General features: G+C 71.4%; 20 protein-coding genes and 1 pseudogene. 9 read left to right on the top strand and 12 right to left on the bottom strand.

What is annotated here, in order from left to right:
- Positions 1-27 precede the first annotated feature (27 nt).
- Both ACFYY2_RS06540 and ACFYY2_RS06535 read right to left on the bottom strand, forming a co-directional pair.
- Positions 28-1,473 (bottom strand): metallophosphoesterase, encoded by a 1,446-nt coding sequence (locus ACFYY2_RS06540; protein WP_388738602.1) that lies wholly within the window; start codon positions 1,471-1,473, stop codon positions 28-30.
- A 57-nt stretch (positions 1,474-1,530) separates the two neighbouring features.
- A complete protein-coding gene (locus tag ACFYY2_RS06535; protein ID WP_388737769.1) occupies positions 1,531-1,776 on the bottom strand; it encodes an SCO4848 family membrane protein in 246 nt (81 codons plus the stop codon).
- A gap of 121 nt (positions 1,777-1,897) precedes the next feature.
- Between ACFYY2_RS06535 and ACFYY2_RS06530 the strand changes: the two genes are divergently transcribed.
- Complete coding sequence (locus ACFYY2_RS06530) at positions 1,898-3,145, top strand: D-alanyl-D-alanine carboxypeptidase family protein (protein WP_388737766.1); 1,248 nt, start codon at positions 1,898-1,900, stop codon at positions 3,143-3,145.
- On the opposite strand, the gene ACFYY2_RS06525 is transcribed toward ACFYY2_RS06530, so the two are convergent.
- Complete coding sequence (locus tag ACFYY2_RS06525; RefSeq protein WP_388737761.1) at positions 3,093-4,022, bottom strand: YihY/virulence factor BrkB family protein; 930 nt, start codon at positions 4,020-4,022, stop codon at positions 3,093-3,095. The genes ACFYY2_RS06530 and ACFYY2_RS06525 overlap by 53 nt on opposite strands.
- A gap of 128 nt (positions 4,023-4,150) precedes the next feature.
- Between ACFYY2_RS06525 and ACFYY2_RS06520 the strand changes: the two genes are divergently transcribed.
- Both ACFYY2_RS06520 and ACFYY2_RS06515 read left to right on the top strand, forming a co-directional pair.
- Positions 4,151-5,500, top strand: a complete 1,350-nt coding sequence (locus tag ACFYY2_RS06520; protein WP_388737757.1) for an FAD-binding protein — start codon at positions 4,151-4,153, stop codon at positions 5,498-5,500.
- 95 nt (positions 5,501-5,595) lie between these two features.
- Positions 5,596-6,354, top strand: a complete 759-nt coding sequence (locus ACFYY2_RS06515; RefSeq protein ID WP_388737753.1) for a decaprenylphospho-beta-D-erythro-pentofuranosid-2-ulose 2-reductase — start codon at positions 5,596-5,598, stop codon at positions 6,352-6,354.
- A gap of 148 nt (positions 6,355-6,502) precedes the next feature.
- Here ACFYY2_RS06515 and ACFYY2_RS06510 read toward each other — a convergent pair whose 3' ends face one another.
- Positions 6,503-7,093, bottom strand: coding sequence for a 2'-5' RNA ligase family protein (locus ACFYY2_RS06510; protein WP_388737748.1), 591 nt, complete (start codon positions 7,091-7,093; stop codon positions 6,503-6,505).
- A gap of 101 nt (positions 7,094-7,194) precedes the next feature.
- Positions 7,195-8,208 (bottom strand): tryptophan--tRNA ligase, encoded by a 1,014-nt coding sequence (gene trpS / locus ACFYY2_RS06505; RefSeq protein WP_388737742.1) that lies wholly within the window; start codon positions 8,206-8,208, stop codon positions 7,195-7,197.
- An 18-nt stretch (positions 8,209-8,226) separates the two neighbouring features.
- Here trpS and ACFYY2_RS06500 point away from each other — a divergent pair, with 18 nt between their 5' ends.
- The 4 genes from ACFYY2_RS06500 to rocD all read left to right on the top strand — a co-directional run bounded on the left by ACFYY2_RS06500 (position 8,227) and on the right by rocD (position 11,924).
- Positions 8,227-8,976 (top strand): RNA polymerase sigma factor, encoded by a 750-nt coding sequence (locus ACFYY2_RS06500; RefSeq protein ID WP_388737739.1) that lies wholly within the window; start codon positions 8,227-8,229, stop codon positions 8,974-8,976.
- Entirely contained in the window at positions 8,951-9,598 is a 648-nt protein-coding gene (locus tag ACFYY2_RS06495; protein ID WP_388737737.1) for a hypothetical protein, read from the top strand. Before ACFYY2_RS06500 ends, ACFYY2_RS06495 begins: the two co-directional genes overlap by 26 nt.
- Before the next feature lie 407 nt (positions 9,599-10,005).
- The gene (locus ACFYY2_RS06490; protein WP_388737734.1) at positions 10,006-10,479 is read left to right on the top strand and encodes a hypothetical protein; all 474 of its coding nucleotides are present in this window, start codon (positions 10,006-10,008) and stop codon (positions 10,477-10,479) included.
- Positions 10,480-10,718: 239 nt separating this feature from the next.
- A complete protein-coding gene (gene rocD / locus ACFYY2_RS06485; protein ID WP_388737732.1) occupies positions 10,719-11,924 on the top strand; it encodes an ornithine--oxo-acid transaminase in 1,206 nt (401 codons plus the stop codon).
- A 72-nt stretch (positions 11,925-11,996) separates the two neighbouring features.
- Here the strand turns inward: rocD and ACFYY2_RS06480 are convergent.
- The 3 genes and pseudogenes from ACFYY2_RS06480 to ACFYY2_RS06470 form a co-directional block, all read right to left on the bottom strand.
- Positions 11,997-13,182, bottom strand: a pseudogene (locus tag ACFYY2_RS06480) (glutathionylspermidine synthase family protein).
- Positions 13,183-13,187: 5 nt separating this feature from the next.
- Positions 13,188-13,463, bottom strand: a complete 276-nt coding sequence (locus tag ACFYY2_RS06475; protein WP_388737729.1) for a hypothetical protein — start codon at positions 13,461-13,463, stop codon at positions 13,188-13,190.
- Positions 13,464-13,691: 228 nt separating this feature from the next.
- Positions 13,692-15,092: a PLP-dependent aminotransferase family protein gene (locus ACFYY2_RS06470; RefSeq protein ID WP_388737726.1), complete on the bottom strand. Its 1,401-nt coding sequence runs from the start codon at positions 15,090-15,092 to the stop codon at positions 13,692-13,694.
- 47 nt (positions 15,093-15,139) lie between these two features.
- Here ACFYY2_RS06470 and ACFYY2_RS06465 point away from each other — a divergent pair, with 47 nt between their 5' ends.
- A complete protein-coding gene (locus tag ACFYY2_RS06465; protein WP_388737723.1) occupies positions 15,140-15,646 on the top strand; it encodes a carboxymuconolactone decarboxylase family protein in 507 nt (168 codons plus the stop codon).
- 116 nt (positions 15,647-15,762) lie between these two features.
- Here ACFYY2_RS06465 and ACFYY2_RS06460 read toward each other — a convergent pair whose 3' ends face one another.
- The 4 genes from ACFYY2_RS06460 to ACFYY2_RS06445 all read right to left on the bottom strand — a co-directional run bounded on the left by ACFYY2_RS06460 (position 15,763) and on the right by ACFYY2_RS06445 (position 20,279).
- Entirely contained in the window at positions 15,763-16,752 is a 990-nt protein-coding gene (locus tag ACFYY2_RS06460; protein ID WP_329040124.1) for a malate dehydrogenase, read from the bottom strand.
- A 168-nt stretch (positions 16,753-16,920) separates the two neighbouring features.
- Positions 16,921-18,177, bottom strand: a complete 1,257-nt coding sequence (locus ACFYY2_RS06455) for a DUF2690 domain-containing protein (RefSeq protein WP_388737720.1) — start codon at positions 18,175-18,177, stop codon at positions 16,921-16,923.
- A 476-nt stretch (positions 18,178-18,653) separates the two neighbouring features.
- A complete protein-coding gene (locus ACFYY2_RS06450; protein WP_388737718.1) occupies positions 18,654-19,382 on the bottom strand; it encodes a DUF3017 domain-containing protein in 729 nt (242 codons plus the stop codon).
- 18 nt (positions 19,383-19,400) lie between these two features.
- Positions 19,401-20,279, bottom strand: a complete 879-nt coding sequence (locus tag ACFYY2_RS06445; RefSeq protein WP_327115491.1) for a bifunctional methylenetetrahydrofolate dehydrogenase/methenyltetrahydrofolate cyclohydrolase — start codon at positions 20,277-20,279, stop codon at positions 19,401-19,403.
- Positions 20,280-20,514: 235 nt separating this feature from the next.
- On the opposite strand from ACFYY2_RS06445, the gene ACFYY2_RS06440 reads away from it, so the two are divergent.
- The gene (locus ACFYY2_RS06440; RefSeq protein ID WP_388737715.1) at positions 20,515-21,108 is read left to right on the top strand and encodes a hypothetical protein; all 594 of its coding nucleotides are present in this window, start codon (positions 20,515-20,517) and stop codon (positions 21,106-21,108) included.
- The last annotated feature ends 14 nt before the right edge of the window (positions 21,109-21,122 follow it).

The raw sequence follows: 21,122 nt of genomic DNA, 5'->3' as shown, positions 1-21,122 counted from the left end.
CGTGCCCGGCGAAGTACTGGCGGGTACTCAGGCCTGGCGGGAGGCGAGCTCCACCACGGTGATGTCGGACGGCGCGCCGACGCGCACCGGCGGGCCCCACGCGCCCGCGCCCCGGGAGACGTACAACTGCGTGTCGCCGTAGCGTTCGAGGCCGGCGACCGTGGGGTTCGCGAGCTCGGCCACCAGGTTGCCGGGCCAGAGCTGGCCCCCGTGGGTGTGGCCGGAGAGCTGCAGCCCCACCCCGTACTCGACGGCGTCGTCGATGACGACCGGCTGGTGCGCGAGGAGGACGGAGGCGCGGCTGCGGTCCCGGTCGCCGAGGGCGCGGGCGAAGTCCGGTCCCTGCCCCTCGCTTTCACCGGCGATGTCGTTGACCCCCGCGAGATCGAAGCCGCCGATCTCGACGCGGGCGTTCTCCAGCGGGTGCAGGCCCAGTTCGCGTACGTGATCGACCCACTGCGCCGCACCGGAGAAGTACTCGTGGTTGCCGGTCACGAAGTAGCTGCCGTGACGGGCCTCCAGACCGGCGAGCGGTTCGGCGGCGGAGCCGAGGTCCGCGACCGAGCCGTCGACGAGGTCCCCGACGACCGCGACGAGATCCGAGCCGGTGGCGTTGATCGTGTCCACGATGCGCCGGGTGTGCGCGCGGCCCAGGACCGGGCCCAGGTGGATGTCGCTGACCACGGCGATCCTGAAGCCGTGTGCGGAGCGCGGGAGACCGGCCAGCGGCACGGTGACGCGCTTGACCCGGGGGCCGCGCAGGACCCCGTACGTGCCGTATCCGACCGTGCCCAGGCCGGCGAGGGCCGCGGCCCCGCCGACGGCCCGGGCGACGAACAGTCTGCGGGAGGGGTCGACGGCCTTCGCGGACGCAGGGGTTTCCGCGGCTCCCGTGGCCTCAGGGGTCCCTGTCGCCTCAGGAGTTCTCGTGGCCTCAGCGGTTCCCGTGAGGTCAGGGGTTTCTGTGACCTCAGGGGCTTCTGTGACCTCAGGGGCTTCTTTCGCTTCCGGAGCCGCGGCGGTGCCGGTCGCGGCAGGGGTTGCGGGCGCGCCTGCTGCGTCCGTGCGCACGCCGCCCGCCGGGTGCGTTCCGGAGACCGCCACGGCGGCCCGCTCCGTCGTCCCGGCGCTTCCCCCGGCCGGTTCGGCGGACCCCGCCCGGTGCGCGAGCACACGGCGCAGGACGGGGCGCACCGCTTCGCCCACCAGCAGAGCCAGCGTCAGGTAGAGCAGGGCGGCCAGCCACAGGTAGCCCGGCCAGGCCAGCACCTGCTGCACGACGAAGGGGAAACCGGTCCGGCCCGAGACGAGGGCGCCCACGGACAGCAACGGCAGCACGAACGCCGCGCCGGTGCCGGCGCGGCGCGCGAGACCGCCCGGCTCGGTCGTGTCACCGATCAGCCGCCGCCAGACGTAGCGGTGCACCAGGACGAGCAGTGCGAGGACCGCCACCGCCACGAGCACGAAGACCACAACCACGAACGCTCCCCCGCTGAAATCCCGTCCCGGCGCCGGTGGGCGCCCGGCCCCTCATCTGCTGTCGCGACGCAAAGCCCTGACACCACGGAACCCGATGACTCCGACGGCCGTCCCCAGAAGAAACGAGGTGATGGCGAGCAGGAGATGGACCCAGAAGTAGGCGGTCGGTCCGCCGGCGTCGTCGAACGCGAGCCCGCTGCCGTCCTTCCACAGGTTCTTTGCAAAGGTGATCCAGATGAACCAGCTCCACACCCCGAACACGAGCAGGAACCAGGACACGGGGCGGCTGAGCTTCATGCGATCAGTATCTCCGCCGCCCTCCGGGCCGGTCGCCCGGGGTGGGCTGTCCTGGCGGAATGCACGGCGGGTCAGGGCATCCGGGTCCCGATCCTCAGCAACGCCATGTACGTTTCCGACCGTGCCTGCTCTGAAAAAGACCGTAATGACGGTCCTCTCTGCCGCATTGCTGTCCGTATGTGTCGCCGGTCCCGCGGGGGCGGCCGACAAGGACAAGACCGACGACAAACAGCCGAAGCCGACCGGTCCCATGTCGACCGTGGGCGGCAAACGGCTGGGCGAGGCGGGCACCCAGGTCCAGCTGGGCCCCGGCGCCCCGGTCCTGCCGAAGAAGCTCACCGGGCGGTCGTGGATCGTCGCGAACGCGGAGAGCGGGGAGGTGCTCGCCGCGCACAACGCCCACTGGCGGCTGCCGCCCGCCTCGACGCTGAAGATGCTCTTCGCCGACACGGTCCTGCCCGCCCTGCAGCCGAAGTCGCTGACCCACATGGTGACCGAGGACGAGCTGGCCGGGGTCGGTGAGGGCAGCAGCCTGGTCGGCGTGAAGGAGGACCAGGCCTACACGGTCCACGACCTGTGGCTCGGCGTGTTCCTGCGTTCGGGCAACGACGCGGTGCACGTGCTGTCCGAGATGTACGGCGGCGTACCCGCCACGGTCGCCGCGATGCAGCGCCACGCCGAGGAACTGCAGGCCCTCGACACCCGCGTCGTCTCCCCCGACGGCTACGACTCCCCCAACCAGGTCTCCAGCGCGTACGACCTGACGCTGTTCGCCCGCAGCGGCATGCAGAAGGCGGACTTCCGCGAGTACGCCGCGACGGCGACGGCGGACTTCCCGGGCGCGCAGAAGAAGGGCAAGAAGCGCGAGACCTTCGAGATCCAGAACACCAACCGGCTGATCACGGGCGACATCGGCGTCGAGCCGTACAAGGGCATCGCCGGGGTCAAGAACGGCTACACCACCCACGCGGGCAACACCTTCACGGGCATCGCCGAACGCGACGGCAAGGTCCTGCTGGTCACCGTCATGAACCCGTCGGCCGACGAGAGCCACGCCGTCTACAAGGAGGCGGCCCACCTGCTCGACTGGGGCTTCGCGGCGGACGGCAAGGTGACCCCGGTCGGCGAGCTCGTCCCCCCGAAGTCCGCCGTGACCGGGCCCGCGAAGGACTCCGCGCCCGCGGCGGGCGCCGGCAAGGCGGAGAAGAAGCACGCGGCCTCCACGGCCGCCGCGGCATCGGGCTCCAGCGGGGTCTGGACGGCCCTGTCGATCGTCGGCGGACTGCTGGTGGTCCTGGCGGCCGGGGTGTTCCTCGTCAACCGGCGCTGGCCCCTGCCGGACCTGGTGCGCCGCCTTCCCCGCCGCTGACCTCCTCGGGAGCCGGCTCGACACCGCCCTTGCTCGGCGTCGCCGTCCAGGCGGCGCAGACGAGCAGCAGCTTGGCGCTGAAGTTGATCCACAGGAGCAGCGCGATGGGCACGCCGAAGGCGCCGTACATGCTCTTGGACGCCACGTCCCGGATGTAGCTGCCCAGCAGCAGCTTGAGGAGCTCGAAGCCGACGGCGCCGACCAGGCCGGCGACGATCAGCCTGCGCCGCGGGGGCTCGACCCCCGGCAGCAGGGTGAGCAGATAGAGGAGCAGCAGGAAGTCGGCGCAGACCGCCACGGCCACGGCGGCCACCTGGAGCAGGACGCCTCCCGCACCGTCCTCCGGGATGCCCAGCCGGTCGGCCGTCCAGCCGATGGCGGTCGAGGCGACGGTGGACACGGCGAGGGTCGCGAGCGCCGCGCCGCCGAGGCCGAGCAGCAGTCCGGCGTCCTTGAGCTTGCGGACGACCGGATTGCCCTCGTCCACGTCGTCCTTCTCCCACACCGCGCGCAGGCAGTCGCGCATCGAACCGATCCAGCCGATGCCGGTGAAGAGCAGCAGCAGACCGGCGACGACGCCGATGGTGCCCGCGTGGGCCACGAGGTTCTCGATGCCGAGCTGGTCGGAGATGCCCGGCACCTGCTCGGCGAGCTTGTCCTCGATCCTGTCCAGCTGTTCGTTCGACAGCAGAGCGGCCCCGACCGCGGCGCCGACCGCGATCAGCGGGAAGAGCGCGAGGAAGCTGAGGAAGGTGATCGCCGCCGCGAGCCTGGCCCAGTGCACCCGTTCCAGCGTCTCGTAGGAGCGCCAGGCGTGCGTCTCCATGAGCCGTGCGACGAGCGGCCCGACGACGGGGAGTCTTTTCAGCCAGTCCATGACCTACGCGTACCCCTCCCGGGCCGGAAAACCGGTGCCGGAGGCTGCCCGCACAACCAATCACCCATTTCGGTGAGTGCTGTAACAAATCCCTCAAAAGGGTTTTCTCTGGCGATACCGTCACGTTCATGTCTGTCGACACGGTGTCCTTGACCGGCTGGGGCCGCACCGCCCCGACGACCGCTGTGCGGTTCCGCCCCCGTACGTACGAAGAAGCCGTGGTCGCCGTCCGGGGCCGTGGCCCGCGAGGGGTCGTCGCCCGGGGGCTCGGCCGGGCGCACGGCGACGCGGCGCAGAACGCCGGCGGGTCGGTCGTCGACATGACCGCCCTGGACCGGATCCGCTCGGTCGACCCGGCGACGGGCACGGTCGTCTGCGACGCCGGGGTGAGCCTGCACCGCCTGATCGAGACGGCGCTCCCGCTCGGCTGGTTCCTCCCGGTCACCCCCGCCACCCGCACGATCACGGTCGGCGGAGCCATCGGCTCGGACGTCCACGGCAGGAACCACCGGACGGCGGGTTCCTTCTCCCGGCACGTGCGCGCCCTGGAACTGCTCACCGCCGACGGTGACGTGCGCACGGTGCTCCCCGGGACCGATCTGTTCGACGCGACCGCGGGCGGTCTCGGCCTGACCGGGGTGATCCTTTCCGCGACGCTGGCCCTGCGTCCCGTCAGCACGTCGCTGATGACCGTCGACACGGTGAAGGCGGCGGACCTGGACGAGGCGATGGCCCGGCTGGCGACCTCGGGCGACGCCGCCCCCTATGCGACGGCCCGGATCGACCTCCTGGCGAGCGGCAGGGCGACGGGGCGGGCCGTCGTCACACGCGGGGAGCACGCACCCCTGGAAGCGCTACCCGCGCGCGCCCGGCGCACACCGCTGGATCTCCGCCCCGGGAGGCGCCCCGCAGCCCACGCCCTCGTCCCGGAGGGGCTGTTCGGCCGGACCGCCGGCACCCTCCTGAACGAGCTGCGCCACCGCGCCGCCCTCCCCTCGCGGACCGGGGACCTGCGCAGCGTGTCCGCCTTCCTCCACCCCCTGGACGCCGTGCCCGACTGGCGCCGCCTGCGTGGCACGGGCGGCTTCCTCCAGTACCAGTTCGCCGTGGGGTACGGCCACGAGGAGACCCTGCACCGCATCGTCCGACGGCTCGTCCTGCGCCGGTTCCCGGCCTTCCACGGCAGGCTCGAACGCCTCGGCGACAGCGGTCCCGGCTGGCTGTCCTTCCCCGTTCCCGGCTGGACGCTCTCCTTCGGGCTGCCCGCCGGGCTGCCCGGCCTCGCCCGTCTGCTGGACGATCTGGACGACGAGGTCGCGGCGGCGGGCGGGCGCGTCTTCCTGGCCAGGGACGCGCGGCTGAGACCGGAGCTGACCGAGGCGATGTACCCGCGGCTGGCCGAGTTCCGGGCCCTGCGCCGGGACCTGGACCCTTCCGGCGCCTTCACCTCCGACCTGTCCCGCCGGCTCGCGCTCTGAGCGGTCCGGCGGGCCGGCCGCCCCGGCGGGGTCCTGTCCGGGTCCCCCGTCCGCCGGTGCCCTCTCCTCACCCGTCTCCCGCTAGGAGTTTTCCTTTGAAGGACGCCTTCGGTGCCCCGCAGTCCCTGCTCGTACTCGGCGGCACGTCGGAGATCGGTCTGGCCACCGCGCGGCGGCTGATCGCCCGCCGCACCCGGACCGTGCGGCTGGCCGGACGGCCCTCCCCTGCCCTGGAGCGGGCCGCAGCCGAGCTGCGCGAGCTGGGGGCCGACGTCCGAACCGTCGACTTCGACGCGCTCGACTCCGCCTCCCACGAGGAGGTGCTCGGAAAGCTCTTCACCGAGGGCGACATCGACATGGTGCTGATGGCTTTCGGCGTCCTGGGCGACCAGGCACGCGACGAGGAGGAACCGCTCTCCGCGGTCCGGGTGGCACAGACGAACTACACGGGGGCGGTTTCCGCCGGCCTGGTGTGCGCGGGCGCACTGCAGGCGCAGGGGCACGGCTCGCTGGTGGTGCTCTCCTCGGTGGCCGGCGAACGCGCACGGCGCGCGGACTTCATCTACGGCTCCAGCAAGGCGGGCCTGGACGCCTTCGCCCAAGGCCTGGGCGACGCACTCCACGGGACCGGGGTGCATGTGATGGTCGTACGTCCCGGATTCGTGCGCTCACGCATGACGGCGGGGCGCGAGGAGGCACCGCTCGCCACGACCCCCGGCGCGGTCGCGGACGCGATCGTGACGGGTCTGAGGCGGAGTTCGGAGACGGTGTGGGTGCCCGGCGCGCTGCGGGTGGTCATGTCGGCCCTGCGGCACGTCCCCCGCCCTCTGTTCCGGCGGCTGCCGGTCCGCTAGACCGTGAGGCCGGCGGGCGGGGCCCGGTGCTCCGCCGGGCCCCGCCTCCGGCATCGGCCGGGCGGACACCCACGCGAGCGCGTCACGGCCCGGTGCGTGCCCTGTGCGCCGTACTCCGGACCGGAACTGCGCCGTCCTCCGGACCGGATCAGGGACGGAGGGACGGCTGGTCCACCGCGCTGCCGCCCTGAGCGGGTACGGCCGGCGCGCCGCCGCCCGCCCCGAACGGGAACTCGTTGATCTTGCGCCACACACCGTCGGCGCCTTGTTCGTACAGCGCGAAGGAACCGCAGGTCCAGGCGGCCTCGTACGAGGACAGTTCCTCGTACGCGCGGTCCATCGCCTCCTCCGCGATGCCGTGCGCCACGGTCACGTGCGGGTGGTAGGGGAACTGCAGTTCCCGTACGAGCGGTCCGGACGCCTCCCGGACCCGCTTCTGGAGCCAGGAGCAGGCGGAAGCGCCCTCGACGACCTGGACGAAGACGACCGGCGAGAGTGGCCGGAAGGTGCCTGTGCCAGACAACCGCATGGGGAAGGGACGGCCCGCCGTGGCGATCTGGGAGAGATGGGTCTCGATCGCCGGAAGGTCGGCCGCCTCGGCCTCGGTCGGGGGGAGAAGGGTGACGTGGGTGGGAATGCCGTACGCGGCAGGGTCCCCGAAGCTCGCGCGCCGCTCCTGGAGCAGGCTGCCGTAAGGCTCCGGGACCGCGATCGAAACGCCAAGCGTTACGGTCCCCACATCGTTCTCCTCAATCGTCGATGGTCTGTTCTCGGTCATGCCCCGGTCGTGCCGAGGTCAGTGTGACCCCTCCGGCCGCAATCTCGCCAGGGTCCTTGGACTCAGTGCTTCGCGGGCAGTAGACCCATCCGGTCGTAGGTCTGGGCGAGCGTCTCGGCGGCGACGGCCCGCGCCTTCTCCGCCCCCTTGGCCAGGAGCGAGTCCAGCGTCTCGGGGTCGTCCAGATATTCCTGGGTCCGGGTCCGGAACGGGGTGACGAACTCCACCATGACCTCGGCGAGGTCGGTCTTGAGCGCGCCGTAGCCCTTGCCCTCGTACTTGCGTTCCAGGTCGGCGACCGTCGTGCCGGTGAGCGTGGAGTAGATGCCGAGCAGATTGCTGACGCCCGGCTTCTTCTCCGCGTCGAAGCGGATCACGGTGTCCGTGTCGGTCACCGCGCTCTTCACCTTCTTGGCCGTGACCTTCGGGTCGTCCAGGAGATTGATCAGGCCCTTGGGCGTGGACGCCGACTTGCTCATCTTGACCGCCGGGTCCTGCAGGTCGAAGATCTTCGCCGTCTCCTTGAGGATGTACGGCGCCGGGATGGTGAAGGTCTCGCCGTAACGGCCGTTGAAACGCTCGGCCAGGTCGCGCGTGAGCTCGATGTGCTGACGCTGGTCCTCGCCCACCGGGACCTGGTTCGCCTGGTAGAGCAGGATGTCCGCGACCTGGAGCACCGGATACGTGAAGAGGCCCACGGTCGCCCGGTCCGCGCCCTGCTTGGCGGACTTGTCCTTGAACTGCGTCATGCGGGACGCCTCGCCGAAGCCGGTGAGGCAGTTCATGATCCAGCCGAGCTGGGCGTGTTCGGGGACATGGCTCTGGACGAACAGGGTGCAGCGCTCGGGGTCGAGCCCCGCCGCCAGCAACTGCGCGGCGGCGAGCCGGGTGTTCGCGCGGAGTTCACGGGGGTCCTGCGGGACGGTGATCGCGTGCAGGTCCACCACCATGTAGAAGGCGTCGTGGGACTCCTGCAGCGCCACCCACTGGCGGACCGCACCGAGGTAGTTGCCGAGGTGGAACGAGCCTGCGGTGGGCTGGATTCCGGAGAGCACGCGGGGTCGATCAGAGGCCATGTCTTCATTGTCTCAGGTGTGGAACCAATCTCCGGCAGCCGGTGTAGGAAAGATGTGAGGACGCGGGGAGGGGCTGCGCAGCCCGGCTTGGAGGGGGGCCGCGCCATCGATGACGGGGGCGACGGCGGCGCCGTCGGGCGTGCCGCGGCGGTGCCGGCGGGCACGGCCGACGGCGAGTCCGCGGTGATCGCGCGCGTGCGCGGCGGGGATGCGGAGGCATACGCGCAGCTTGTGCGCGCGCACACCGGTGTCGCGATGCGCGCCGCAGTCGCCTTCGGGGCAGGCGCGGATGCCGAGGACGTGGTGCAGTCAGCCTTCTTCAAGGCCTATCAGGCCCTGGGCCGGTTTCGGGACGACGCGTCCTTCCGGCCGTGGCTGTTGCGCATCGTGATGAATGAGACGAGAAACACGCTGCGCTCGGCGGGCAGGGCACGGGCGGTGGCCGGAAGGGAGGCGCGCTGCCATGGCGCGGATCCGGTGATACCCGAGTCGGCCGATCCGGCGGTGGCCGCCCTGGCCGGGGAGCGGAAGGCCCTGCTGACGGAGGCGCTGGACGAGCTGAGCGAGGTGCAGCGCGAGGTGGTCACGTACCGCTATCTGCTGGAGATGGACGAGGCGGAGACGGCACAGGCGCTGGGCTGGCCGCGGGGGACGGTGAAGTCCCGGCTGAACCGCGCGCTGAAGAAGCTGGAACGGCGGCTCGGCGGTCAGCTGGGACCGGATGGGGAAGGGGGTGGGAGGCATGGAAAGGGCGACGAGCGAGGGTGACCGGGAGCGATCCGCAGCGGACGACGGCCGGCATGGAGGTCCCGCTGACGGCGACCGGCGCCGGGAGCGGCTGCGGGCGGATCTGATGGCTCTGCGCGACGGGCTCGACGTACCGGAGACCGACGGCTCGACCATGGCCGAGCGGGTCCTGGCCCGGATCGTTGCGGAGGCGGTACCCGTGCCGGTACGCCGCCCCGTGACGCGCCGGGAGCTGGTCTCCGCCTGGCTCCGGCGGCGGGTCCGGCTGCTGGCGGCGGCCGTCTCGGGACTGCTCGTCGTGCTCGTGCTCACCCCGCCGGTCCGCGCAGCCGTCGTCGAGTGGTTCGACTTCGGCGGGGTCCAGGTGCGGTATGCGCCCGGCGCTCCGGGCGGGTCGCAGAGCCGTCGGGAGACCGGTGCTCCGGATTGCGGGGCCCCGGTGTCCATGCCGGAGGTCGTCGGACTGGCGGACGTCCGACCGGTAGTGCCGCGCGCGCTCGGGACGCCGGACTCGGTGGCGGTCACGCGACTCCCCGAAAGCCGGTCGATGATCACGCTCTGCTGGCATGAGGACGGCCGGACGATACGGCTCGACGAATTCGGGGCGGGACTCGATCCGTACTTCGTCAAGCAGGTCCGGTGAAAGTCCGGCGACAGGGTGGAACCGATGGGCCGCGGGCGGTGTATCCGAGGTGAGGCTGTCCGGGAAGGCCGGACGGGTCGGGCGGGGGCGGCATGCGACGGCAACGTTGGCAGCGACAGCAGTGGTGGCAGCGACGGCGACTTGATTCGGGTGCGGCAACGGACGGGGCGGTCAGGACTGCTGGGTCGGCGCGCAGGACCACCGTGCTCGCGGTGGTCCTGGGGCTGGGTCTCCTGCCGGCCCCGCAGGCCTCGGCAGGTGGGCCGACAAGTGTGTTGATCACCTCCCCATCCAGCGGAGAGGTGGCCGCACTGCCCGGCTCCGACGCGAGGTACCGCTCGTTGGAGAGGCTTCTCGGCCCTGGTGGGCGGGGGAAACGCACCCGGCCCTCTTCCTTGGACGGTTCGGTGGAGACCCGGCAGGTCAACGTCACCTGGATGGCGCTCGATCTGCGGCCGGTCAGGACGGATCGGCTCTTCCCCGGGAAGGACGGGGACACGCTCTGGATCCACACGGCCACCGGAGTCCCGGACTCGTACAAGGGGTATTGGCACCGGGCGGCGGAACCGCGTGAGTTGGGAAGGCTCCTCAAGGAGCTGGGCCTGATGGGGAGGATCGACGGCGCGAAGGCGGCCCCGGCCCTCTTTCCGGAGCCGTGGGAAAGCGAGGGCCTGTTCCGACGGACGGGACCGGGGCCGGCATCACAGCCTGCGGGGGCGCCGGCATCCCGCGACGTCGGCACTCTGGGGACACCCGGGCGGCTGGACCACTGGTGGTGGGCGATACCGGGACTCGCTGCGGGTTCGCTGCTCACTCTGGTCGCGCTGCGGGCACGGCGGTCCGATCGCCGGAGCTCCGGGCACCGCACCGTGAGGAACTGACGGACAGTTGAGCAACGAGATGGCCGACGTGCCCGCAGGCGGGCGGCGGCAGGCGGCAGGCGGCAGGCGGCAGGCGGCAGGCGGCAGGCGGCAGGCGGCAGGCGGCACTATCGGGGCTCACGTGCGCCGTCAGCGCTCGTGAGGCGCGCCGCAGAGTGAATGTTTCCCCGCCTCCGATCCGACCGACGATACAAAGTGGGCACCACCCCCGCCCACGCCGCACGACGAACGGAGATCCCGTGTCGACCACGGATACCGCCATCGCCTCCGCCGAGGCGCACAGCGCGCACAACTACCACCCGTTGCCCGTCGTCGTCGCTTCGGCGGACGGGGCCTGGATGACCGACGTGGAGGGGCGCCGCTACCTCGACATGCTGGCCGGTTATTCCGCGCTCAACTTCGGTCACGGCAACAGGCGCTTGATCGATGCCGCCAAGGCCCAGCTCGAACGGGTGACGCTGACGTCCCGTGCCTTCCACCACGACCGCTTCGCGGACTTCTGTACCCAGCTCGCCGAACTCTGCGGCATGGAGATGGTCCTGCCCATGAACACGGGCGCGGAGGCCGTGGAGACGGCGGTGAAGACGGCCCGCAAGTGGGGCTACCGCGTCAAGGGGCTCCTGGAGGGGACGGCGAAGATCATCGTTGCCGCCGACAACTTCCACGGCCGGACGACCACGATCGTCAGCTTCTCCACCGATCACGAGGCGCGGGCGGACTTCGGCCCGTACACCCCGGGGTTCGAGGTCGTGCCGTACGGGGATCTGACAGCGCTCTCCGAGGCGATGACCGACAACACCGTGGCCGTGCTGATGGAGCCGATCCAGGGCGAAGCCGGGGTGCTGGTGCCACCGCCCGGCTATCTGGCGGGCGTGCGGAAGATGACCCGTGAGCGGAATGTGCTGTTCATCGCGGACGAGATCCAGTCGGGCCTCGGCCGTACGGGCCGGACCTTCGCGTGTGAGCACGAGGGCGTGGTGCCTGACATGTACGTGCTGGGGAAGGCACTGGGCGGCGGCGTCGTTCCCGTCTCTGCCGTGGTGTCGTCCGCCGCGATCCTGGGTGTGTTCAAGCCCGGGGAACACGGGTCGACGTTCGGGGGGAACCCGCTGGCGTGCGCGGTGGCCTTGGAGGTGGTGGCGATGTTGCGCACCGGCGAGTTCCAGCAGCGGGCGGCGGAGCTGGGTGACCATCTCCACCACGAGCTGGGGCTTCTGACCGGTGGCGGCGCGGTGGAGGCCGTGCGCGGCCGGGGACTCTGGGCCGGCGTCGACATCGCTCCTGCTCTCGGCACGGGGCGGGAGATCTCCGAGAAGCTGATGGACCGCGGCGTCCTGGCCAAGGACACCCATGGCTCCACCATCCGTATCGCCCCGCCGCTGGTCATCAGCAAGGAGGACCTGGACTGGGGGCTGGACCAGTTGCGCGGGGTGCTGGCGGGGTGAGCCGGGCGGCGGAGGGCGACCGGTCGCAACGGCCAGGCTCGGGGGACGGCCGGGCCCGGCGGAGGACCGTGCTCAGAGGATGACGTGGGGCAGGAACCGGGCGTATTCGTCCGTGATCAGTCCCGCCGATTCCCGTATGCCGAGCCCTGCGGCCTCGTCGCCCACCACCCAGGCGCCGAGCACCACACGGTTGCCCGCGAAGTCGGGCAGCGGTGCCAGTTCCTGGTAGCAGCAGGGTTCGTCCCGCCGTACCGGTGCGCTGCCGGGGTCGTGAACGGTGACCCCGGCGCCCTCTCGGCCCAGCAGGGGCTTGGCGACGTATCCGGCGCCGTCGGCCCCGGCCAGCTCGCGGGGGCCGTCGAGGTAGGCGGGGAGAAGGTTGGGATGGCCGGGGTACAGCTCCCAGAGGATGGCCAGGAGTGCCTTGTTGGAGAGGAGCATCTTCCAGGCGGGTTCGATCCAGCAGGTGCTTCCGGTGCCACCACCGTTGTCGAGGGTGTCCAGCACATGCGGCCCGAAGCGGTCCGTCGCCAGCCATTCCCAGGGGTAGAGCTTGAAACAGCTGCGAATGAAGCGGAGCCTTTCGTCGACGAACCGGCCGGACAGCCGGTCCCAGCCGATCCGTTCGACCGAGAGGGCCTGGGTGTCGATGCCGGCCTGGGCTGCGGTCTCCCGCAGATAGGCGACCGTCATCAGGTCCTCGCCCAGTTCGTCGCCGTCGGAGTGGGCGAAGTGCAGGGGGCCGGGAGGCAGCAGCGGGGCCTGCTTCCTCCACGCCTCGACGAGGCGTTCGTGGAGGGAGTTCCATTGATCCGCGCCCGGGAAGCGGTCCTCCATCCAGAACCACTGGGGGCTGGCGGCCTCGACCAGTGACGTGGGGGTGTCGGCGTTGTACTCCAGCATCTTCGCCGGCCCGGTCCCGTCGTACCGGAGGTCGAAACGACCGTACAGGGAGGGGAGTTCGGCGCGGCGCCGCCAGGACTCGGCTATCAGGCCGGCCAGGCGTGCGTCGGTGATGCCGAGAGCGGCGAAGCGGTCGTGCTCGACGATGTGCGCGGCGGCGGCCAGGCACATGGCGTGGAGCTCCTCCACGACCTCCTCCAGCGCCTCGACCTCGGGGAGCGAGAAGACGTAGTAGGCGCTCTCGTCCCAGTACGGGCGCAGAGCCGTCCGGATAGCGCGTGAGGGGGTAGATCAGTCCCTGTTCCTCGACGGTCTGCTGCCAGCCTGGACGCGGCTCGGTGGTGCGGCGTTCCATGCCGGTCAGCCGCCGCTGGAACTGGAGGAGCCGAATCCGTCGCGTTCGACCGCTGACCGGTTGAAACTGCCGCCCGAGACCCTGTTGTTGTGGCTGCTGCCGCCGTAGTAGTACGTACCGTGGCCGTCACTGTCCGTGCATTCGTAGCTCGGCAGGATCTCCTGGGTCACTCGGTCGACACACCGCTCGTCCGGCTCCGAACTGCAGGCCGTGAGCGTGGCCGCGAGGACACCCATGCCACCGAGCACCACAGTGCCGGACCTGAGCTTGCGCTTGTCCATGGTCTCTTCTCCCCCGTCGTATGCGAACCGTCAGTCAGATTAGATGCCCGACGCCCTCGGCTGAAACCGGCCCGTCGACTCCTCCGACATGTCCCGATGTGCGGGAGTCCACCGCGCCTCCGCCAGTCCGCGCCTCCACCAGTGCGCACCTTCATACCTCCGTGCCCAACCAGTCCAAGCCTTCATGCCTCCGCTCGTCCAGGTCTCCACGCTCCTCCTCGGCGCTTCCTAGGGCAGTACCCGGCAGAGCGCGTCCAGTGCCCCCGCCCATCCGCTGTCCGACGGGGTGCCGTAGCCGATGACGAGGCCGTCCCGCCGCGCTTCCGCGTCCGGGTGGCCGAAGCGGGAGAGCCTTTCCAGCGCCAGCCCCTGCCAGGTGGCCGCCTGCACCACCGAGTGCTCGGCTCCCGGCGGGAGTTCCAGCACGGCGTGCAGCCCGGCCGCGATGCCGCTCACCCGGAAGCCCGGGGCCCGCTCGGCCAGCGTCTCGACGAGCTGGTCCCGCCGCCGTCTGTAGTGCAGGCGCATGGCGCGCACATGCCGGTCGTAGGCACCGGACGCGATGAACTCCGCGAGGGTCAGCTGGTCCGGCGACCCGGTCATCCACTCGGGGCCGCCCTTGGCGTCGCACACCTCCCGGACGAGCCCTTCCGGCAGCACCATCCAGGCCAGCCTCAGGCCTGGAGCCAGGGACTTGCTGGCCGTGCCCATGTAGACGACCCGTTCCGGGTCGAGCCCCTGGAGTGCGCCCACCGGCTGCCGGTCGTAGCGGAACTCGCCGTCGTAGTCGTCCTCCAGGATCAGACCGCCCGAGGAGCGTGCCCAGTCGACCGCCGCCGCCCGCCGGTCGGGATGCAGGGGGACACCGGTGGGGAACTGGTGGGCCGGGGTCAGCAGAGCCGCTCCCACGCGGCGCATTCCGCCCAGGTCGCCGGTCCTGGCCCCCAGCTCGTCCACCTGAACGCACGGGGTGGACAGGCCCGCCGCGGTCAGCAGGTTCCGGTGGATGTCGAGCCCGCTCGACTCGACGGCCGCCTCCCGCACACCACGTTGCCGCAGCACTTTGCCCATCAGGGCGAGCCCGTGGACGAACCCGGAGCAGATCACGATGCGTTCCGGGACGGCGTACACCCCGCGTGCCCGTGCCAGGTAGTCGGCCAGGACCGTTCTCAGCTCGACGCGGCCCTGCGGATCGCCGTATCCGAAGGCCTGGTCCGGTGCGGCGGCGAGGGCGCGCTTCGACGCCTTGAGCCATTCGGCGCGCGGGAAGGTCGAGACGTCGGGTGATCCCGGCATCAGATTGTGGACGGGGCTCCGTCGCAGCTGCCGGGACGGGGCACGAGGCACTTCGGGCCCGGCCGTGCCTGCACGCCGGGCCACTCTCGTCCCCGAGCCCTGCCGCGCGGTGAGCCAGCCCTCCGCGACCAGGTCTGCGTAGGCGTCGGCGACGGTGTTGCGGGCGATCCCCAGGTCGCGGGCGAGCGTCCGCGAGGAGGGCAGCCGGGTGCCGGGCGCCAGCCGGCCGGTGCGGACGGCCTCCCGCAGCGCGTTCGTCAGCCCGCTGCGCAGACCCGGGCCGAGCGGTTCGATGTGCAGGTCGGCGCCGAAAGCGGCCCAGGAATCCGTCATGGAAATGGACCATACCGCTGCGCCACCCGCCGCGTAGCGTCGTACTCATGACGACGAACACACAGCAGCTCGCGACCTCCGAGTACGCCCCCGAGCACCCCGCCCGCCTGCAGTGGGCCCAGCTCGCCCCCGAGGTCTACAAGGCCATGGTCAGGTTGGACGCCGCGTCCCGTAAGGGCATCGAGCCCAAGCTGCTCGAACTGGTGAAGATCCGTGCCTCGCAGCTCAACCACTGCGCGTTCTGCCTGGACATGCACACCAAGGACGCCCTCGCCGCCGGAGAGTCCGTGGAGCGCGTCGTCCAGCTCAGCGCCTGGCAGGAGTCGCTGCACTTCTACACGGAGAAGGAGCTGGCGGCGATCGAGCTGACGGAGGCCGTGACGGTCCTGACCGACGGATTCGTCCCCGACGAGGTCTACGCGAAGGCTGCCAAGCAGTTCGAGGAGGCCGAGCTCGCCCAGCTGATCGCGGCCATCACGGTGATCAACGCCTGGAACCGCTTCGGCGTGACCTGCCGGCTGGCCCCCGGGCACTACACCCCCGGCAGTCACTGAGCCGGCGGTCACTGAGCCGGCGGTCACTGAGGAGCACGTGAGGGGGCGCCCCCGGCAGCACTCGCTGCCGGGGGCGCCCCCTCAGTTCCCGGGTCCGGCCGGTGGCCGTGAGCCGGTCAGATCAGGCCGAGCTCGCGGACCGCGTCGCGCTCCTCGGTGAGCTCCTGCACGGACGCGTCGATGCGCGCGCGGGAGAACTCGTTGATGTCCAGGCCCTGGACGATCTCGTACTTCCCGTCCTTCGTGGTCACGGGGAAGGAGGAGATGATGCCCTCGGGGACGCCGTAGGAGCCGTCCGACGGGATGCCCATCGAGGTCCAGTCACCCTCGGCGGTGCCGTTGATCCAGGTGTGGACGTGGTCGATGGCGGCGTTGGCGGCCGAGGCGGCCGAGGACGCGCCACGGGCCTCGATGATCGCGGCGCCGCGCTTGGCGACGGTCGGGATGAAGGTGTCGGCCAGCCAGACCTCGTCGTTGACGACCTCGGCGGCGTTCTTGCCGGCGATCTCCGCGTGGAAGATGTCCGGGTACTGGGTCGCCGAGTGGTTGCCCCAGATCGTCAGCCGCTTGATGTCGGAGACGGCGGCGCCGGTCTTGGCGGCCAGCTGCGAGATCGCGCGGTTGTGGTCGAGGCGGGTCATCGCGGTGAAGCGCTCGGCCGGTACGTCCGGGGCGGCGGCCTGCGCGATGAGCGCGTTGGTGTTGGCCGGGTTGCCGACGACGAGGACCTTGATGTCGTCGGCGGCGTTGTCGTTGATGGCCTTGCCCTGCGGCTTGAAGATGCCGCCGTTGGCGGACAGCAGGTCGCCGCGCTCCATGCCCTTCGTACGCGGGCGGGCGCCGACGAGGAGGGCGACGTTGGCACCGGCGAAGCCGACGTTGGCGTCGTCCGTGATCTCGATGCCGCGCAGGAGCGGGAAGGCGCAGTCGTCGAGCTCCATGGCAGTACCCTCGGCCGCCTTGAGACCCTGGGGGATCTCGAGGAGTCGCAGGTTGACCGGCACGTCCGGGCCGAGCAGGTGGCCGGAGGCGATGCGGAAGAGCAGCGCGTAGCCGATCTGGCCGGCCGCGCCGGTGACGGTGACATTCACGGGAGTGCGGGTCATGGCGATCTCCGTTAGACAGCTGGCGGTAGGGGTCCCTGCCCCTGATGCTGAACATCCCTTGAATCTTGATGTGAAGAGATATCCGGCGATCAGGCTATCCGACCCGCGCCGCCCCGACCGCCCGCCCCCCTGTGGCACCGCACACAGCCGGTTACGTACCGCAGCCGTCTAATCCGGCGCGGCGCACCCCTTCGTCCCGGACGCGAGCGTCACGCAGGCCCTGGCGTCGGACGGCTGTCGCACGGCGACCATGGGGGTGTACGCGTCGGCGTCGGCGTCCGCGGTCCCGGTCTCCTCGGCCGGCCCGGCGGTGATCCGTACGGTGTCACCCGCGGCGGACCGGGAGACGCGGGCCCACGCCGCACCGCAGGTCGCGCTGTAGCGGACCTCGACGAGGGCCGGGCCCACCGCGGCCCTCGCCACGGTGTCGGCGAACCGGCCACCGCAGCCCATCGCTTCGGGGTCCTGTCCGGTGCACGCGTCGCCACTGCACTCCACCCCTGCGGGCAACCGCGCCCGGGTGGTGGTGGCCGACCCGGTCGAGGGTGCCGCGGCGACGGCGCCGGGGCCGTCGCCCTCCTTGCCCCGGTCGCCGCCCCGGTCGGTGAGCAGCACGGCGGCGGCTGTCAGCAGGAGCGCGCCGACCGCCACCGCCGCGAGCGCGGCCGACCGGCGACGTCCGCCCCGCGCCTTCTCCCCGCACGCCGGGTACACGTCCGACGGATCCGTGCCTGAAGGGACCGCGTCCGGCGGGAGCGCGTCCGGCCGAGCGGCGCCCGGACGAGCCGCATCCGCCGCGATGACGGTGACGGTCGCCGGGACCGGGTCCGGGCGGGCGCCGTTCGACAGGCCCGCGTCCCCCGGATCACCGTCCGCGTGGCGGCCCCCCGCCGAGTGGCCGCCCTGCGCGTCGGGCACGGCCCCCGCTCGTGGCTGCTCCGGAATCCGCGGAAGGGTCCCGCGCTGGATGGGCACGGAGGCCGGCCGCAGCGCGTCGCGAGTCCCCGCTCCCGGTCCGGTGGCGGTGGAGGCACCGGTGCCGGACACCGCGCGACGGGCGCCTCCCACGGGGGCGGGGGCCACGCCCGCCTCGCCGAGCGCCGCACGCGCCTGGGAGATCCTGATGGCCTCCATGGTCATGTCGTGGCGCATCTCGGAGCGGCTCCAGGCTCGCTCGGCCAGCTCCCACATGGTCGTCAGATGGTTCTGCTGGGTGCCCGTCACCTCGGCGAGCGCGATGACCGCCCCTCGCGGGGCGAGCAGCCGGCCGTTCAGATAACGCTCCCAGGACGTCTTGCTGTAACCCGTGCGGTCGGCGACGGCGGCCATGCTCAGACCGCCACGGTCGACGAGTCTGCGCAGCTGGACGGTGAACTCCCTTAACTGCGGATCGAGTTCTTCCGGCAACGGCTTCCAACGAGGCATTGCTTCCCCCAGTCGATTCCCCCCGGGACGCGCCCGGCGCGCCTCCGTCGCCGGCGCCGTGTCGTGGCCCTGTCGCCGGAACGGCCGGTCCCGCGTCTCGGGCTACCCAGAAGGATGCCCGGTCCGGGCCGTCAGTTCTGGGTGGAGCGGCGCACCGGGGCCTTCGGTATGAGCGCGGGATCCGTTGTGCGCCGTAGTACCCGTCGAACCGGTCCGCTTTTAGGCGCATGACCATCACGGCGTGTGCCGGCGCGTGACCTTCACGGCGTGGCGGAATGGTCACTTCCGTGCCACAGGGGCCAGGCGTCCCTTGAACCGGCCCTTCATGTCCATGACGCTTGGATCAGGACAGGGCGGGGCCGCTCAAGTCGCCGCATTCCGGTGCTTCTCGTGCCGTCACGCCCGGTCCGGTGTCCGTCCCTTCTCGGGGGTGGGGACGGACACCGCGCAGGTCTTCCCCGCGTCGCACGACTCCGCTAACGGATCGTGAAGTGGACCACGTCCTGCAGGAACGGGACGCTCAGCCACGGCTTGGGCTGCGCCATCATCGCGATCAACACGATGAGGATGCCCATCAGCCCGTACGTGACGAGGTCGGTGAAGCGGGACCTCACGGCGAGCATGCCGACCGACGGAACCACCCAGCGGAGCACCGCGCCGGCGAGGAGCGCGATGCCCACCAGCATCGAGCCGTACCGGAAGGCCTCTTCGAACGGGTCGGTCCCCACGATCAGGAGCCCGACCCCGGCGGTGCAGAGCACCGTGAGCAGGGGCCACTGGCGGGCGGGGGCGGGCGCGTCTCCCGGCGCGGCCCGGCCGCCCCCTTCGGGGCGGGCGGTGTCCCGGGTCAGCGAGAAGCGCCGCGGGGGCACCCAGGTCGAACCACTGCTCCCGCCCTCCACCGCGGCCTCGTCAGTGACCGCGGCCCCGTCGGTCACGGCGGCGTCGGTGGCCCCGTCCGTACCGGCAGACCCGTCCGTACCGGCAGACCCGCCGTCACTGCCTGCGGTCTGGTCAGCGTCGGCGCCCCCGGCCTCCGCCCGCACCCCGGCCTCGGCGGCCTCGCCGGACCCGGCTTCCGCGTCACGCGCCTTCCCGGCTTCCCCGGCCGGCCCGGTCCGCTCGGACATCACTGCCTCCTCCGCCGGACCGTCGGTGTGCGTACCGCCCGCCGGACTCGTACCAGGACTCGTACCAGCACCCATGGATTCCTCCGGCCCGGGTCAGCCGGCGGATTCGGCGGAGGCCTCGGCGGCGGCGCGCTCGGCCGCCTCGACCACGTTGACGAGCAGCTGGGCGCGGGTCATGGGGCCCACCCCACCGGGGTTCGGGGCGACCCAGGCAGCGACCTCGGCCACACCGGGGTGGACGTCTCCGACGATCTTGCCGTTCTCGTCGCGGCTCACGCCGACGTCGAGCACGGCCGCTCCCGGCTTCACGTCCTCGGGCTTGATCAGGTGGGGCACTCCGGCGGCCGCGACGATGATGTCGGCCTGCTTCAGATGCGCCGAGAGGTCACGGGTGCCGGTGTGGCACTGGGTGACGGTCGCGTTCTCGGACTTGCGCGTCAGCAGCAGCGGCAGCGGACGGCCGATGGTGACGCCACGCCCGACGACGACCACGTGGGCGCCGTTGATCTCCACGCCGTGGCGGCGGAGCAGGGTGACGACGCCCTGCGGGGTGCAGGGCAGCGGGCCGGTCTCGTTCAGGACGAGCTTGCCGAGGCTCATCGGGTGCAGCCCGTCGGCGTCCTTGGCCGGGTCCATCAGTTCGAGGATGCGGTTGGTGTCGATGCCCTTGGGAAGGGGGAGCTGCACGATGTAACCGGTGCACTCGGGGTTGTCGTTGAGCTCCCGTACGACGGCCTCGATCTCCTCCTGCGTGGCCGTGTCCGGGAGTTCGCGCTGGATGGATCCCATGCCGACCTCGGCACAGTCGCGGTGCTTGCCGTTCACGTACCACCGGCTGCCCGGATCGTCGCCGACGAGCAGGGTTCCCAGGCCGGGTGTGATGCCCTGCGCCTTGAGGGCCGCCACGCGGACGGTCAGATCGGACTTGATCGCAGCTGCGGTGGCCTTGCCATCGAGAATCTGGGCAGTCATGACACCCATCCTCGCGGATGACCCCGCCCGCGTACCAATCCTGGCCTGCCACGTGGACACGAGGTTGCACTTGCACAACACATCGGGCAATCGGCTGGACACGCAGCGATGGTCAGGGCGACGATGAGGGGCGCATCACCGCGGACAGTGTCGGGGGGACCACCGCTCGGATCGCGCACCGTTCCTCCGCACGGCCGTGGTCGTCCCCGCATTTCCGCAACGGAGGAAACCCGCCATGAGCTTCGGCGACCCCAACAACCCCTACGGCCAGCAGCAGCAAGGCGGTCAGCCGGGCTACGGCTACCCGCAGCAGACGCCCCAGGGTGTCCCGCAGCAGGGCTACGGCTACCCGCAGGCGCCGCCGGTTCCGGGCGGTTACGGCTTCCCCGGCGCACCCACCGAGATGCCCGGCGGCGTGAAGTCCGCCCGCGTGATGCTCTACGTGATAGCCGGCCTGCAGGTCATCGGTGCGATCATCTTTGCGATCGCCGCCGCCGCCGTGAACGCCGCCAAGAACGACGAGACCCTCAAGGACGACGTCCAGTTCCAGCAGCTGGCCGACTACTCGGGCGGCGCGCTGTGGGGCTTCGTCGTCTTCGCCGTGCTGTGGGGCGTCTTCGCCGTCGTCCTCGCCGCCAAGTTCGGAAAGGGCGGGAACGGGCTGCGCATCACGACCATCGTCTTCGGCGTGATCACGGCGATCCTGGGCCTCTACCCCTTCCTCGTGATCGGCCTCGTGCACACGGTCCTCGCCGTTCTGATCATCGTCTTCGTGGCGAAGGCCGACGGCGGTGCCTGGTTCAACCGCGGGCGGCAGCCGCAGTACTGAGCTCCGCACGCGCA

Origin of the sequence: Streptomyces sp. NPDC001822 (assembly GCF_042892135.1) — a bacterium.
Lineage (GTDB): Bacteria > Actinomycetota > Actinomycetes > Streptomycetales > Streptomycetaceae > Streptomyces.
Note: the sequence above shows the minus strand (reverse complement) of the source record. Positions and strands in the feature narration are given on the sequence as shown.

Bases quoted from the DNA above. Each gene is read 5' to 3' on its own strand.
- ACFYY2_RS06535 (WP_388737769.1), bottom strand. From the start codon at position 1,776: ATGAAGCTCAGCCGCCCCGTGTCCTGGTTCCTGCTCGTGTTCGGGGTG.
- ACFYY2_RS06525 (WP_388737761.1), bottom strand. From the start codon at position 4,022: ATGGACTGGCTGAAAAGACTCCCCGTCGTCGGGCCGCTCGTCGCACGG.
- ACFYY2_RS06520 (WP_388737757.1), top strand. From the start codon at position 4,151: ATGTCTGTCGACACGGTGTCCTTGACCGGCTGGGGCCGCACCGCCCCG.
- trpS (WP_388737742.1), bottom strand. From the start codon at position 8,208: ATGGCCTCTGATCGACCCCGCGTGCTCTCCGGAATCCAGCCCACCGCA.
- ACFYY2_RS06495 (WP_388737737.1), top strand. From the start codon at position 8,951: ATGGAAAGGGCGACGAGCGAGGGTGACCGGGAGCGATCCGCAGCGGAC.
- ACFYY2_RS06475 (WP_388737729.1), bottom strand. From the start codon at position 13,463: ATGGACAAGCGCAAGCTCAGGTCCGGCACTGTGGTGCTCGGTGGCATG.
- ACFYY2_RS06470 (WP_388737726.1), bottom strand. From the start codon at position 15,092: ATGACGGATTCCTGGGCCGCTTTCGGCGCCGACCTGCACATCGAACCG.
- ACFYY2_RS06465 (WP_388737723.1), top strand. From the start codon at position 15,140: ATGACGACGAACACACAGCAGCTCGCGACCTCCGAGTACGCCCCCGAG.
- ACFYY2_RS06460 (WP_329040124.1), bottom strand. From the start codon at position 16,752: ATGACCCGCACTCCCGTGAATGTCACCGTCACCGGCGCGGCCGGCCAG.
- ACFYY2_RS06455 (WP_388737720.1), bottom strand. From the start codon at position 18,177: ATGCCTCGTTGGAAGCCGTTGCCGGAAGAACTCGATCCGCAGTTAAGG.
- ACFYY2_RS06450 (WP_388737718.1), bottom strand. From the start codon at position 19,382: ATGGGTGCTGGTACGAGTCCTGGTACGAGTCCGGCGGGCGGTACGCAC.
- ACFYY2_RS06445 (WP_327115491.1), bottom strand. From the start codon at position 20,279: ATGACTGCCCAGATTCTCGATGGCAAGGCCACCGCAGCTGCGATCAAG.
- ACFYY2_RS06440 (WP_388737715.1), top strand. From the start codon at position 20,515: ATGAGCTTCGGCGACCCCAACAACCCCTACGGCCAGCAGCAGCAAGGC.